12 protein-coding genes are annotated in these 13884 nt (G+C 70.3%); all 12 read left to right on the top strand.

The genetic code is table 11. The features are described from left to right. The coding region (locus tag ABGB08_RS24275; RefSeq protein WP_347593968.1) for a hydantoinase B/oxoprolinase family protein at positions 1 to 1223 on the top strand (1223 nt) is incomplete at its 5' end. Beyond that, positions 1220 to 2470, top strand: coding sequence for a CoA transferase (locus tag ABGB08_RS24270; RefSeq protein WP_347593966.1), 1251 nt, complete (start codon positions 1220 to 1222; stop codon positions 2468 to 2470). The genes ABGB08_RS24275 and ABGB08_RS24270, both read left to right, overlap by 4 nt. Next, positions 2471 to 3253: an enoyl-CoA hydratase-related protein gene (locus ABGB08_RS24265; RefSeq protein ID WP_347593964.1), complete on the top strand. Its 783-nt coding sequence runs from the start codon at positions 2471 to 2473 to the stop codon at positions 3251 to 3253. Continuing rightward, a complete protein-coding gene (locus ABGB08_RS24260) occupies positions 3250 to 4185 on the top strand; it encodes a hydroxymethylglutaryl-CoA lyase (protein WP_347593962.1) in 936 nt (311 codons plus the stop codon). Before ABGB08_RS24265 ends, ABGB08_RS24260 begins: the two co-directional genes overlap by 4 nt. Positions 4186 to 4581: 396 nt before the next feature. Continuing rightward, positions 4582 to 6117: a nucleoside hydrolase-like domain-containing protein gene (locus tag ABGB08_RS24255; protein ID WP_347593960.1), complete on the top strand. Its 1536-nt coding sequence runs from the start codon at positions 4582 to 4584 to the stop codon at positions 6115 to 6117. A 169-nt stretch (positions 6118 to 6286) separates the two neighbouring features. Then, positions 6287 to 7300: a sugar phosphate isomerase/epimerase family protein gene (locus tag ABGB08_RS24250; protein WP_347593958.1), complete on the top strand. Its 1014-nt coding sequence runs from the start codon at positions 6287 to 6289 to the stop codon at positions 7298 to 7300. After that, positions 7300 to 8187, top strand: coding sequence for a transketolase (locus ABGB08_RS24245; protein ID WP_347593978.1), 888 nt, complete (start codon positions 7300 to 7302; stop codon positions 8185 to 8187). Before ABGB08_RS24250 ends, ABGB08_RS24245 begins: the two co-directional genes overlap by 1 nt. Then, the gene (locus ABGB08_RS24240; RefSeq protein WP_347593956.1) at positions 8184 to 9137 is read left to right on the top strand and encodes a transketolase C-terminal domain-containing protein; all 954 of its coding nucleotides are present in this window, start codon (positions 8184 to 8186) and stop codon (positions 9135 to 9137) included. The genes ABGB08_RS24245 and ABGB08_RS24240 overlap by 4 nt, the downstream gene beginning before the upstream one ends. After that, complete coding sequence (locus ABGB08_RS24235) at positions 9130 to 10602, top strand: FGGY family carbohydrate kinase (RefSeq protein WP_347593953.1); 1473 nt, start codon at positions 9130 to 9132, stop codon at positions 10600 to 10602. The genes ABGB08_RS24240 and ABGB08_RS24235 overlap by 8 nt, the downstream gene beginning before the upstream one ends. After that, entirely contained in the window at positions 10599 to 11243 is a 645-nt protein-coding gene (locus ABGB08_RS24230) for a DUF2291 domain-containing protein (RefSeq protein WP_347593951.1), read from the top strand. Before ABGB08_RS24235 ends, ABGB08_RS24230 begins: the two co-directional genes overlap by 4 nt. Beyond that, on the top strand, positions 11240 to 12775 hold the full coding sequence (locus ABGB08_RS24225) for a sugar ABC transporter ATP-binding protein (protein ID WP_347593948.1): 1536 nt from the start codon (positions 11240 to 11242) through the stop codon (positions 12773 to 12775). Before ABGB08_RS24230 ends, ABGB08_RS24225 begins: the two co-directional genes overlap by 4 nt. Beyond that, positions 12772 to 13872, top strand: coding sequence for an ABC transporter permease (locus ABGB08_RS24220; RefSeq protein WP_347593946.1), 1101 nt, complete (start codon positions 12772 to 12774; stop codon positions 13870 to 13872). The genes ABGB08_RS24225 and ABGB08_RS24220 overlap by 4 nt, the downstream gene beginning before the upstream one ends. Positions 13873 to 13884 lie beyond the last annotated feature (12 nt).

The following is a 13884-nucleotide window of genomic DNA, read 5'->3' as shown; positions in this document are numbered from 1 at the left end:
TGGCGTGGGACGTGCCGTTCAACGAAGGGGTCATGACCGCGTTCGAGGTGGTCGCCGAGCCGGGAAGCATCGTCAACCCACGCCCGCCCGCGCCGATCAGCAACGGCCACCTCACCACCGGCGCCCGCGTGAGCAGATTGATCGTCAAGCTGTTCAACCAGCTGTGCCGGGCCAGTGACGACCCCGTGCTCCAGGGGCGTACGCAAGGGGTCTGGGCCGACTCCTGGACGGGCGGGATCTCGGCTGGAACCCGCGACGACGGCGAGTATTTCGTCTTGTTCAACATGGACGGCGGCGGCATGGGAGCCGGTGCCCAGCCCGAGGCCGACGGCCTGGACTGCGCCGGAATGATGACGCAGATGAACAACATGCTGCCGGACGTGGAGATGAACGAGATGCTCTACCCGGTGCTCTACCTGTGGAAGCGGCTGTCCCCGGCCAGCGCCGGCCACGGCGCGCACCGGGGCGGCCTCGGTCAGGAGTTCGCCTGGACACTGCACGGGGCGAGCCAGGTCACGCAGACGGTGTTCGCGCCCAGCGCCCAGGTGCCCGCCGACGGCTACGGGGGCGGCCTGCCCGGCGGCGGCAGCGGCCACCTCCTGTGCCGCGACACCGACGTCTGGCAGCTCATGTCCGACGGCGCCGTCCCCACCGAGGAGAACCTCTCCGCGGCCACCAGGCAGCTGCTGGACATCAACCAGCACGATCTCACCGTCCGGCACGGCGACGTCTTCGTCCAGTGGATCGCCGGCGGAGGCGGCTACGGTGACCCTCTGCTGCGCGACCCGGCGCGGGTCGCGCGGGACGTCGTCGACGGCTACGTGACCGCGGCCGCGGCCGAGAGCGTGTATGGCGTGGTGCTCGACGGCGACCATGCCGACCTCACCGCGACCGCCGGGCGCAGGGCCGCGCTCCGCGCGGAACGGCTGGGCGGCGCACCCCCCGCGGCGGCGGTCCAGGACACGATGATCGGCGTCGCCGGAGCCTCCGTCCCTCGCCTGGGGGCGGACGGCCACTGGTACTGCCCGGCCAGCGGCGCCCTGATCAGCACCGCCGACGACTGGCGTGACGACGCCCTGATCCGGACCCGCCCCGCCGCCGAACGCCTCGCCGAACTCGGCGTGCGGATCCGGCCCCGCCTCGGAGAGCCCGCTGTCCTGCTGGAGGAATTCATCAGCCCGGCCTGCGGAACCCTGCTGGAAACCAGAGTGTGCGCCCGATGACCGCCGAGACCTGGGGCGACGACGACCTCGCCCCGGCGGAGCGCGGGCCCCTCGCCGGAGTCGTGGTGCTGGACATCACCCGGGTGGTCGCGGGCCCGTTCTGCTCGATGATCCTGGCCGACCTCGGCGCGACGGTGATCAAGGTCGAACGGCCGACCGACCCGGACTACGCCCGCGATTTCCCTCCGCATCTGCCGGCCGCCGACGGGAGCACGTTCAGCGCGTTCTTCGCGCAGTACAACCGCGGCAAGCTCGGGCTCACTCTCGACCTGGCGACGCCCGACGGGCAAGACCTGCTCAAGCAGCTCGTGCGCCGGGCCGACGTGCTGGTGGAGAACTTCCGGCCGGGCACCATGGACAAGCTCGGCGTCGGGCCCGCCGTCCTGCGCGCGGAGAACCCCCGCCTGGTCTACACCGCCATCTCCGGCTTCGGCCAGACCGGGCCGTACCGGACAAGGCCGGCCTACGACAACAGCGCGCAGGCCACCGGGGGCCTGTGGTCGATGAACGGCTACGCCGACCGGCCCCCGGTCCGGGTCGGCACGATCATCGGCGACCTGTCGGCCACCCTGTACGCCGTCATCGGCACCCTGGCCGCCCTGCGGCACGCCGAACGCACCGGCGAGGGCCAGCTCGTCGACGTGTCGCAGCAGGACTCGGTGCTGTCCCTGACCGAGAACGCGGTCGTGTCGTACACGGTGGACGGCGAGGTGCCCAGGCCGCTGGGCAACCAGCACCCGTTCGTACGCCCGTACGAGCTGTATCCGTGCAAGGACGGGTACGTCTTCTTCGGTGGCTACACCGACAAGTTCTGGCGGCTGACGTGCACGATGTTCGACCGTCCCGAACTCGCCGGTGACCCGGAGATCGACACCATGGCCAAGAGGTTCGACGCCGATGTCTACTCCCACCGGATTCGCCCGCTTCTGCTCGACTGGTTCGCGTCACGCACCCGCGCCGAACTCGAGGACCTGGCCGGCGACCAGGTGCCGCTGAGCGCGGTCAAGACCATCGCGGAAGTGGTGGACGATCCGCAGATCGCCGCGCGCGACATGATCGTCGACGTCGAGTACCCGGACTTCGGGCCGTTGCGGATGTTCGGGCAGCCGATCAAGCTCGACGTCACCCCCGCCCGGCCGCGTACGCTCGCCCCGCGCCCCGGCGAGCACACCGACGCCGTGCTGCGGGGCCTGCTGGACCTCTCCCCGCAGCGGATCGCCGAACTCCGCGCCGCGGGGGTGATCTGATTGACCATCGGCTTCGAGCGGGACGGGGCCACGGCCATCATCTCCTTCGCCCGTCCCGCCAAGCTCAACGCGCTGACCCTGGCCATGTACGACGAGCTCGCCGACGCCTTCGCCCGGGTGCGGGACGACGACACGATCGCCGCGGCCGTCCTCACCGGCGAGGGCGAACGCGCGTTCTGCGTCGGCGCGGACCTGGGCGAGTCGATCCCCGCGCTGGCCGAGGGGCGGTTCGACATCTCGCGCTGGGACGGCGCGCACCAGAAGCACACCAGGCTGTTCAAGCCGGTGATCGCCGCGGTGAACGGCCTGTGCCTGGGCGGCGGTTTCGAGATCATGCTCTCCACCGACCTGCGGGTCGCGAGCGAGGGCGCCGAGTTCGGCCTGCCCGAGCCGGGCGTCGGAGTGGTGCCGGCCGGGGGCACCCTCGCCCGGCTGACCCGGCAGATCCCGTACGCCTGGGCCATGCAGTTGCTGTTGCTCGGCGAGCGCGTCCCGGCCGCGGAAGCGCTGCGGCTGGGCCTGCTCAACGCCGTCGTACCGGCGCCGGAGGTGATGCCGACGGCGCTCGCGTGGGCCCGCAGGATCGGCGGGCTGTCCGGCACCGCGATCGCGACGATCAAGCAGGCCGTCCTGCGCCTGGGCGACCTCCCGCTCGACCAGGCGTTCCACGCCGAGGCCCTCTACGGGCAGCGGGCGTTCACCTCGCCCGACGCCCGCGAGGGCCTGGCGGCCTTCGCCGCCCGCCGACCACCCGAGTTCCCCTCACGCGAGGGGCCAGGGTGAACCGCTACGGAGTCGACCCGTTGCCCGGCCTGCCCGGCCGGATAACGATCTGGGAGGTAGGGCCGCGGGACGGCCTGCAGAACGAGGCCGCGATCCTGCCCATCGAGGTGAAGGTCGAGCTCGTCGAGCGGCTCGCCGACGCCGGGCACACCGTCGTGGAGACCACCTCGCTGGTGCACCCGGCATGGGTGCCGCAGCTCGCCGACGCCGAGGAGGTGCTGCGCCGGCTGAAGCGGCGCGACGGCGTGCGCTACCCGGTGCTCGTCCCGAACGAACGCGGCCTGGACCGGGCGATCGGCCTCGGGCTCACCGACGTCGCCGTCTTCGCCAGCGCCACCGAGTCCTTCGCCAGGGCCAACCTGAACCGGACCGTCGCCCAGTCGCTGGAGATGTTCGCCCCGGTGATCGCCCGCGCCCGCGAGGCGGGCCTGGGCGTGCGCGGCTACCTGTCGATGTGCTTCGGCGACCCGTGGGAGGGCGAGGTGCCGATCCCCCAGGTCGTCGCGGTCGCGACGCGGCTGCTCGCGCTCGGCTGCACCGAGCTCGGCCTCGGCGACACGATCGGCGTCGCGACCCCCGGCCGGGTCGCCGCGCTGCTCGACGCCCTGGTGGGCGCCGGGGTGCCGGTCGGACGGATCGGCGTGCACTTCCACGACACCTACGGCCAGGCCCTGGCGAACACCCTCGTCGCGCTCGGCCGCGGGGTCACCACGGTCGACGCGTCCGCCGGCGGCCTCGGCGGCTGCCCGTACGCCAGGAGCGCCACCGGCAACCTCGCCACCGAGGACCTGCTCTGGCAACTGGCCGGACTCGGCATCGACACTGGCGTGGACCTGGGCAAGCTGGCCGAGACGAGCGCCTGGCTCGCCGCACACCTGAACCGCCCAAGCCCTTCGCGTACGGTCCAGGCCCTCACGCCGCCCGCGTGCTGAGCGCTTTGGCGTTGTGCCGTCTCACCCCGATTTCAGCCCGGAAGGGGCTCTTCCATAGAGCAATCGGGGATGATGGCGAATATTTATGCATAAACGACTAGACATGTGCTGACGTTACGGTCGCATGAGCGACATGTCAATGACATGTCCGCGCAATGGCACGGTAATAGCCGTCCGGTGATGCTCACCGCCCGCGGCCTGCCCCGAATGGGTCTTGACGAGCCTTTTAGCGCGCTGCTACAGCGTTAACGAATCATTCAGTACTGAATATTTATGCAGACGTGGACACGCAAGGGCCCGGCGATTCGCGTCCTCCGGGTTACCCAGCCATTACGCCCCCTCCCCCAATCGCCGAACGGACACCCATGTCGTTCGCGCGTCTCCCAGAGGAGAACCATGCGAACTCGTAGACCAAGATCAATAGCGGGCCGGATCCTGCCGGTCGCGGCCGCCGGCGCGTTGGCCGCGGCGCTGCTGGCGGTCCCCGCGCACGCGGATCCGGACGACAGGGCGTCCGCGTTCGCCAAGGCATGCCGTCATGCGGGCGAGCACGCGAACGAGAGCAAGCCCAGGATGATCGTGACGCAGGACGGCGAGGTGGACGACATGGATTCGTTCATCCGGTTCCTGTACTACGCCAACGAGTTCGACATCGCGGGCATCATCTACTCCAGCTCCCGGTTCCACTGGGCCGGTGACGGAGGTTCGGTGGCGCCCTTCCGGTGGACCGGGACGGAGTGGGTCAACCAGTACATCGACCTGTACGCCCAGCTCTACCCGAATCTCAAGAAGCACGCCGACGGCTATCCGACCCCCGCCACGCTCCGCTCCCTGTACAAGATCGGCAACATCGAGAACGTCAGCGAGATGACGAAGGTGACCGAGGGGTCGGAGTGGATCGAGAAATTGATCCTCGACAACAAGCCCGGCCCGCTCTACGCCCAGGCCTGGGGTGGCCTCAACACCATCGCCCGGGCGCTGAAGTCGATCCAGGAGGAGTACGAAGGCACCAGCCAGTGGCCGGCCATCCAGCGGAAGGTCAGCGACAAGCTGGTCATCTACAACATCCTCAACCAGGACGACACGCTCAACGCCTACATCAAGCCGAACTGGCCCCAGGTGAAGATCATCGACAACCAGAGCCAGTTCTGGAGCTTCGCCTACCAGTGGCGGAGCAACGTGCCCGAGCCCTTCCAGTACACGCTGCGCGCGCCGTACATGGAAGCCAACTTCCTCGACGGCCACGGCGAGCTGTTCCAGCAGTACCGCACCTACCGGGACGGCAAGCCCACCCCCGGGGACGACCAGAACAATCGCTGGCGCCCGGAGCAGAACCTCACCTACGACATCCATGACTTCATCTCCGAAGGCGACTCGCCGGCGTACATGTACCTGTTCGACTTCAACGGCCTGCGCTCGTCGGAGGACCCGACGTACGGCGGCTGGGGTGGCAGGTTCGCGCCGAACGCCTCGGGCTGGATCGACACCTCCGACGTCAATCCGTACAGTTCGACCGCGACCAACCAGCGCAGGTATCCGCAGACGCGGTGGGTGGAGGACATCCAGAACGACTTCGCGGCACGCGCCGACTGGGGCATGACGCGGAAGTACTCCCAGGCCAACCACAACCCCGAGGCCTCGGTGAAGGAGGGCGTGGACCTGACCTGCAAGGCCGGGTCGACGGTCACCCTGCGGGGCAAGGGCAAGGACCCCGATCACGACCGGCTGTCGTACAAGTGGTGGCAGTACACCGACGCGGACACCTACCCGGGCGTGGTCGAACTCACCGGAGCCGACGCGCCGTCGGTCTCGTTCACCGTGCCCGCCGACGCCGCCCCGGGCAGCACCATCCACCTGATCCTTGAGGTCAAGGACGACGGCACGCCCGCGCTGAAGCACTACCAGCGGGTCGTCATCACCGTATCCAGCTGATATTCGCCCACTGATACACGGCCATGCCCGCACCTCCGGGGTGCGGGCATGGCCGGCGTCCTGCCTTGCCCGGGATCCTCGCGTTTCAGCGAGCAGATGGCGTTCGTTGCCAGTTTGTTACAAGGACATGTCATTGACATCGACACAAAGTCACTCGTACGGTCTTCGTATGCCTAATCAGTCACGAATAGAAATTCAAGACCGGGTATTCGGTGCCGGTATCTGGCACTTCGGCCGCTATGTCGACCGATACGCGACCGACGGATACGGCCCGCCGGTGAGCACCCTGCAGGCGATCGACCTCGCCGGGCAGGTGGAGGACCTGTCGGTGGTCGACCTGACCTTCCCATTTGACCCGGTGGACCTGCCGGTGGCCGAGGTGGAGGACGCGCTCAAGCGCAACGGCCTGCGCGCGATCGCGATCACGCCGGAGATCTACACCAGGCGTTTCACCCGTGGCGCGTTCACCAACCCCGACCCCCAGGTGCGCCGGCAGGCGATCGAGCTGGTGTCGCAGGGCGCGGAGGTGGCGCGGCAGCTCGGCTGCGACTACGTCAAGCTCTGGCCGGGCCAGGACGGCTGGGACTACCCCTTCCAGGCCGACCACTCGCAGCTGTGGCGGTTCTCCCTGGACGCGGTGCGCGAGCTGGCGGCGGCCTTCCCCGACCTTCGCTTCGCGATCGAGTACAAGCCGCGTGAGCCGCGCAACAGCATGGTGTTCTCCTCGGTGAGCAAGACGCTGCTCGGCATCGAGGAGATCGGCCTGCCCAACGTGGGCATCCTGCTCGACTTCGGCCACTCGCTGTACGGCGGCGAGAGCCCCGCCGACGCGGCCCGGCTCGCCATCTCGCGCGGGCGGCTCTTCGCGATCGACGTCAACGACAACTACCGCGGCTGGGACGACGACATGGTGGTCGGCTCTGTCCACCTGACCGAGACCTTCGAGTTCTTCTACGCGCTCCAGGACGCCGGCTGGGACGGCGTCTGGCAGCTCGACCAGTTCCCCTTCCGCGAGGACTCGGTCGAGGCGGCGCGGGCCGGCATCCGGGTCATGAAGAGCATCGACCGCGCGCTCGGGCTGGTCGACCGCGAGGCGCTCACCGCGGCTCAGCAGGCACAGGACGCCCTGGCGGCACAGCGCATCGTCCAGCGGGCGCTGCTCACCGCGATGGTAGAGCAGTGATGACCCTGCTCCCCGCCGCGTCCCGGCTGGCCCGCGAGTACCGCCAGGTGGCCGAGCGCGTCCGTACCGGCGACGACGAGACGGCCGCCGCCGAGCTGAACCAGGTCGCCACGAAGGTCCGCCGCAGCATCATCACGATGATCGACAGGGCGAAACTGGGGCACATCGGCGGCGACCTGTCGGTCACCGACATCCTCGTGACGTGCTTCTACGCGGTCCTGTCGGTCGACCCCGAGCAGCCGGACTGGGCGCGGCGCGACCGGTTCGTGCTCAGCAAGGGCCACTGCGCCGCCGCGCTGTACTCGACCCTCGCGCACTGCGGGTTCTTCGACACCGACGAGCTCGCCACCTTCATGGCTCCGCTGTCGGCGCTCAACGGACACCCCAACAAGGTCAAGGTCCCCGGCGTGGAGACCAACACCGGGGCGCTCGGGCACGGCCTGCCGGTGGCCACGGGGTGCGCGGTGGGCGCCAAGCTCGATGGGGCGAGCTGGCGCACCGTCGTCGTCATGGGCGACGGCGAGCTGCAGGAGGGCAGCAACTGGGAGGCCGCGATGGCCGCCTCGCACCATGGCCTTTCCAACCTCACCGCGGTGATCGACCGGAACCGGTTGCAGCAGGGCGCGCGCACCGAGGACACCAACCGGCTGGAGCCACTGGCCGACCGATGGCATAGCTTCGGCTGGGAGGTGCGCGAGGTCGACGGCCATGACCACCTCGCCCTTCGGGCCGCCCTGCGCGGCTCTGACACCGGCAAACCCGTCGTCGTCATCGCGAACACAATAAAGGGGAAAGGCGTTTCGTTCATGGAGGATCGGGTCGAGTGGCATCACAAGGTGCCGACTTCCGAGCAGGTCGAAGCCGCGCTCGCGGAGCTGGCCCGATGACCGTACTGGAGCAGCAGGCGACCTTCGACTGCCGCCAGGCCTTCGCCGAGGAACTCAGCGCGCTCGCCCGCCAGGACGAGCGGATCGTTGCGATATGCAATGACTCCGTCGGCTCCAGCAACCTCGTCGGCTTCCGCGAGGAGTTCCCCGACCGGTTGATCAATGTCGGCATCGCCGAGCAGGAGCTCGTCGGCCTCGCGGCCGGTCTGGCCAACGCGGGGAAGATCCCGTTCGTCTGCGCGGCGGCCCCGTTCCTCACCGGGCGGGCGCTGGAGCAGATCAAGGCGGACGTCGCCTACAGCGAGGCCCACGTCGTGCTGTGCGGGCAGTCCCCGGGCATGGCGTACGGCGAGCTCGGTCCCACCCACCACTCCATCGAGGACCTGTCCTGGGTGCGGGCGGTCGCCAACCTGGACGTGATCGTGCCGGCCGACCCCGCGCAGACGCGCCTGGCGGTACGCTGGGCCGCCGCCTCCAGCCGCCCCTCCTACCTGCGCATCCCCCGCTTCAAGGTGCCCGCGGTCACGCCCGCGGACGCGCCGTTCGAGCCGCGCCGGGCGGTGCTCCTGCGGGACGGCGACGACGTCACGGTGATCGCCATCGGCTCGCTGACGTCGCGCGCGCTGCAGGCGGCCGACCGGCTGAGCGCGGAGGGCGTGTCGGTACGCGTGCTGAACATGCCCTTCATCGAGCCGCTGGACCTGGACGCCGTCCTCGCCGCCGCCCGCGAGACCCGGGGCATCGTGACCGCCGAGGAGGCCACCATCAGCGGCGGTCTCGGCGCCGCGGTGGCCGCCGCCGTCGTCACCAACCACCCCGCTCCGATGCGGATACTCGGCGTGCCGCGGGTCTTCGCCCCCACCGGGGACACCGCCTTCCTGCTCGATCATTTCGGTCTCTCCGCGGACGGCATCGCCGAGGCTGTACGGAGCCTGCTCAGCCATGGCTAAATCGCTGATTCTCGCCATCGACCAGGGGACCAGCTCGACGAAGGCGCTGCTCGTCGACGAGGACGGGCAGGTCGTCTCGCGCGGGCTCGCGCCGGTGTCGGAAAGCCAGCCCCGGCCCGGCTGGGTGGAGCAGAGCGCCGACGAGATCTGGCAGAGCGTGCGACGGGCGGTCGCCGACTGCGTCGACCCGTCCCACGCCGCCCAGGTCATCGGGGTGGGTTTCAGCACCCAGCGCGAGTCGCTGGTGCTGTGGGAGCGCGGCACCGGCAACCCGATCGGTCCGCTGATCAGCTGGCAGGATCAACGCACCGGCGCGCTGTGCCGTGAACTCGTGGCCGCGGGAGCCGGCCCCGTGGTGCGGTCGGCCAGCGGGATGCCCCTGGACCCGATGTTCTCGGCGTTGAAGGCCCGCTGGCTGCTGGACGCCCACGACCGGGACCGGAGCCGCGCCCGCGCGGGCGAGCTGTGCCTGGGCACGGTCGACTCCTGGCTGCTCAGCCGCCTCGGCGGCGAGCACGTCGTGGAGGCGGGCAACGCCTCGCGCACCCAGCTGCTCAACGTGGACACGGGCAAATGGGACGAGCGCCTGCTCGAGCTGTTCGGGGTGCCGTGCCAGGTGCTGCCGCGGGTGGTCGCCTCCGACGGCCCCTTCCCCGCGGTTCGCGACCTTGCGCCGCTGCCGGACGGCGTCCCGGTGCTGGCCGTCATGGGCGACTCGCACGCCGCGATGTTCGCCCACGCCGGGTGGCGCGCCGGCGTCGTGAAGGCGACCTACGGCACCGGCTCGTCGATCATGGCGATCGGTGACTGCGGCGACGCCCCCGGGCTGTGCCGCAGCATCGCGTGGGACCTCGGCGGTCCCACGCTCGCCGTCGAGGGGAACATCCGGGCCACCGGCCGCACCCTCAGCTGGCTGGCCGAGCTGTTCGGCACCACTCCCGAGATCCTCCTGGCGGAGGCCGCGGACACCGGCGGCGTGGCCATCGTCCCCGCGTTCGGCGGCCTCGGCGCGCCCTGGTGGGAGCCCGACGCCACGGCGATCGTGACCGGGCTGACCCTCGGCACGAGGCGGGGCCAGCTGGTCGCGGCCGCTCTGGAGGCCATCGCCTTCCAGGTGGAGGACGTCGTGGCGGCCCTGGAGCGGGCGACCGGCGAGGTGCGGGTGCTCCTGGCCGACGGCGGCCTCACCCGGAGCGACCGGCTGATGCGGCTGCAGGCGGACATCAGCGGCCGGCGGGTCGCCCGCACCGGCGAGCACGACCTGTCCTGCCTCGGCGTGGCGGACGCGGCCGGCCTGGTGGCCGGGTTGTGGACGCTCCAGCAGTTGGAAAGGCGGCGCAGGACCGCCGACGAGTACACCCCTGTCAGCGACCAGGCAGGCCGCGCCGCCAGGCGGGCCGCCTGGCGGGAGGAGGTCCAGCGGTCGCGTCCCGTACCGGCGACAGGCGAGAGGAGAACCACATGAGCACATCGCCGCCGGCCGCCCGCCGCCGGGTCCCGGCAGGGTGGGTCGCCACCGCGGCCATCGTGGCGCTACTGGTGGCCATGGCGGTCAGCACCAAGTACCGATCGGTGGAGGCCGCGGCGGCCGCGGCGCCCAAGGGGTTCGACCCCGCCGCGTTCGGCGCGGAGAACTATGACGCCAAGGTCGTGCCCGCCATCAAGAGCAACGCCGTGGAGCTGCCCGCACTGCTGAAGGCGGTCGAGGAGGACAAGGAGGCCGCGGGCCGGAAGTACGGCAAGCGGGCGGGCACCGGCCCGTACAACTTCGCCGTCAAGGGCACGGGCACGGCGGGCAAGCCCACCTCGGGGCTGTTGCCGGTGGAGGTTCCCGGCCTGCCGGACGGCGCCAAGGTGTATCTGCAGATCGGTCCCGCCATCAACGGCACGGCCCTGCGGGACTCCGTCGGGTTCATCACCTTCGGCCAGTTCGTCAACCAGGTCGACTTCGCCGACGCCGCCACGGCCCTGAACGACCAGATGCGCCAGAAGCTGCGCAACGGGCTGGACGTCGCCGCGCTCGACGGGAAGAAGATCAGCTTCACCGGCGCGTTCACCCTGCTGACACCCGCCACCGTGACGATCACCCCCGTGGCGATCTCGTGACCGCGCACGTTCTGCAGGCCCGCGAGGTCACCAAGGTGTACGGCGGCACGCACGCCCTCAAGGGAATCGACTTCGGTGTCGCGCCCGGCCGGGTGACCGCGCTGTTCGGCGAGAACGGCGCGGGCAAGTCCACCCTCATGAAGATCCTCGCCGGCATCGAGCAGCCCACCACCGGCCACGTCGAGCTCGACGGCAGGCCGGTCCGGCTGCTGTCCTCACGCGACGCCGCCGACCAAGGCATCGCCATCATCCACCAGGAACTCAGCCTCTGCCCGAATCTCAGCATCCAGGACAACCTGTTCCTGGCGCGTGAGATCCCGGGCGCCTTCGGAGCCATCGACCGCAAGGCGCAGCGGCAGGCCACCGTCGCGGTCCTGAACCGGCTGGAAGAGTCCGTCGACCCCAACCGTCTCGTCGGTGAGCTACGGCTCGGCCAGCAGCAGCTCGTGGAGATCGCCCGCACCCTGTTGCAGCAGGCCCGTGTCCTGATCATGGACGAGCCGACCTCCGCGCTCACCGCGCCCGAGGTCGAGGTGCTGTTCCGGGTCATCAGGGAGCTGACCGCCGCCGGAGTCGCGGTCGTCTACATCTCCCACCACCTGGATGAAGCGCTGGAGATCGCCGACGATGTCGTGGTGCTCCGCGACGGCTCGCTGGTCGCCACGGCCGACGCGGCGGAGGTCGACATCCGGTGGATCGTCGCGCAGATGGTGGGCCGCGACCAGGACGCCCTGTTCCCCAGCCGGGAGCCGGTGCTGGGCGACGAGCTCCTCACCGTGCGGAACCTCATGGTGGCCGATCCCGACGTGCCCGGCCGGCTCGCGGTCAACGATCTGTCGCTGGCCGTGCGCGAAGGCGAGATCGTCGGCATCTACGGCCTGATGGGCTCCGGCCGCAGCGAGCTCCTCGAGACGCTGGCCGGCAAGATCACGCCGGTGTCCGGTGACGTGCTGCTCACCGGCACTCCCCTCGGCGGAGTCGGCATCCGCGAGCGCATCGAGCGCGGCGTGGCGCTCGTCCCGGAGGACCGCCAGCGCGACGGTCTCGTGCAGACCATGTCGGTCGGCGAGAACATCTCGCTGGCCGGGCTGAGCTCCATCGCAGGCCGCCTGTTCCTCTCCAGGAACCGGGAGCGCGCCGCCGTCGCGCGGGCCATCACCGACGTCACGGTGAAGACCAGCGGCCCCAAGGCGGCCATCGGCTCGCTGAGCGGCGGCAACCAGCAGAAAGTGGTCATCGGCAAGGCCCTGCTGACCGGCCCGCGCGTCCTGCTGCTCGACGAGCCGTCCCGCGGGGTCGACGTGGGCGCCAAGGCCGACATCTTCGACCTGATGGCGGCGCAGGCCAGACGCGGCCTGGCGGTGCTGTTCACCACATCCGATGCCGAAGAGGCCCTGCACATCCCCGACCGGCTGCTCGTGCTCGCCCGCGGCTCCCTCGTCGGAGAGTTCCGGCAGGGCGAACTGACCCGGGAGGAACTCATGAGCGTGTCCGACGGCGGCGCCCTCACCACCGCGGAGGGGCCGCGATGACCGCCCCGGCCGCCACGCCGACGGCTTCCGAAGCCGCGCCGCCCGCGCGGGCGGCCCTGCGAGCCCGGCGCCTCTCACTGCTGAACGTCGCCTTCGAACTGCGCGCCTTCATCGCGCTGGCCGTCCTCATCGTGGTCTTCGGACTGCTGTCGGACTCGTTTCTCACCGTGACGAACCTGATCACGATGACCAAGCACGTCGCCATCAACGGCGTGATCGCCCTCGGCATGCTGCTGGTGATCCTCAAGGGCGGCATCGACCTGTCGGTGGGCTCCATCGTGGGCCTGTCGGGAGTGGTCGCCGGTGAGCTCCTGCAGGGCCTGCAGATCGGTGGAGTGATCGCCTATCCGCCCGTGTGGGTGGTGATCGTGCTGTGCGTCGCGGTGGGCACGGCGGTCGGCGCGGTGAACGGCCTGCTGGTCACCCGGTTCAACGTCGCGCCCTTCATCGCCACGCTCGGCATGCTCTACGTGGCGCGCGGCGCGGCGATGCTGATCTCCAACGGCGCCACCTATCCCAACCTGGGCGGCGATCCCAGCCTCGGCAACACGGGCTTCCACCTGCTCGGCAGCGGGCGGCCCCTCGGCCTGCCCACCGCGATCTGGATCATGATCATCCTGGCGGTCGCCGTCGCGCTGCTGCTGGCCAAGGCGCCCTTCGGCAGATGGCTGTACGCCACGGGCGGCAACGAGCGAGCCGCGGAGCTGTCCGGCGTACCCGTACGCCGGGTCAAGACGATCGTGTACGTGATCTCCGGCGCGTGCGCGGCGATCGCGGGACTCATCATCGCCTCCGAGCTGACCTCCGCCGCCCCGCAGGCCGGCGAGACCTACGAGCTCAACGCGATCGCCGCGGTGGTCATCGGCGGCGCCGCGCTCAGCGGAGGCAAGGGGAACGTGCGAGGAACCCTCGTCGGCGCCTTCGTGATCGGGTTCCTCGCCGACGGCCTGGTGATCCTGGGCGTGTCGACGTTCTGGCAGATGGTCATCAAGGGGGCAGTGATCATCCTGGCTGTGGTCCTCGACCAGGTCCAGCAGCGATTCAAGCGTCGGGGGGCCGCCGCGTCCGCGGTGGTGGCGAGCGAACAACCCAACTGACCTACCCCACCC

Origin of the sequence: Acrocarpospora sp. B8E8 (assembly GCF_039871605.1) — a bacterium.
In the GTDB taxonomy this organism is placed as follows: domain Bacteria; phylum Actinomycetota; class Actinomycetes; order Streptosporangiales; family Streptosporangiaceae; genus Acrocarpospora; species Acrocarpospora macrocephala.
Note: the sequence above shows the minus strand (reverse complement) of the source record. Positions and strands in the feature narration are given on the sequence as shown.

What these genes read in the sequence shown, in the direction of transcription:
- ABGB08_RS24270 (WP_347593966.1), top strand. Translation starts at nt 1,220, where the DNA reads ATGACCGCCGAGACCTGGGGCGACGACGACCTCGCCCCGGCGGAGCGC.
- ABGB08_RS24255 (WP_347593960.1), top strand. Translation starts at nt 4,582, where the DNA reads ATGCGAACTCGTAGACCAAGATCAATAGCGGGCCGGATCCTGCCGGTC.
- ABGB08_RS24250 (WP_347593958.1), top strand. Translation starts at nt 6,287, where the DNA reads ATGCCTAATCAGTCACGAATAGAAATTCAAGACCGGGTATTCGGTGCC.
- ABGB08_RS24245 (WP_347593978.1), top strand. Translation starts at nt 7,300, where the DNA reads ATGACCCTGCTCCCCGCCGCGTCCCGGCTGGCCCGCGAGTACCGCCAG.
- ABGB08_RS24240 (WP_347593956.1), top strand. Translation starts at nt 8,184, where the DNA reads ATGACCGTACTGGAGCAGCAGGCGACCTTCGACTGCCGCCAGGCCTTC.
- ABGB08_RS24235 (WP_347593953.1), top strand. Translation starts at nt 9,130, where the DNA reads ATGGCTAAATCGCTGATTCTCGCCATCGACCAGGGGACCAGCTCGACG.
- ABGB08_RS24230 (WP_347593951.1), top strand. Translation starts at nt 10,599, where the DNA reads ATGAGCACATCGCCGCCGGCCGCCCGCCGCCGGGTCCCGGCAGGGTGG.
- ABGB08_RS24220 (WP_347593946.1), top strand. Translation starts at nt 12,772, where the DNA reads ATGACCGCCCCGGCCGCCACGCCGACGGCTTCCGAAGCCGCGCCGCCC.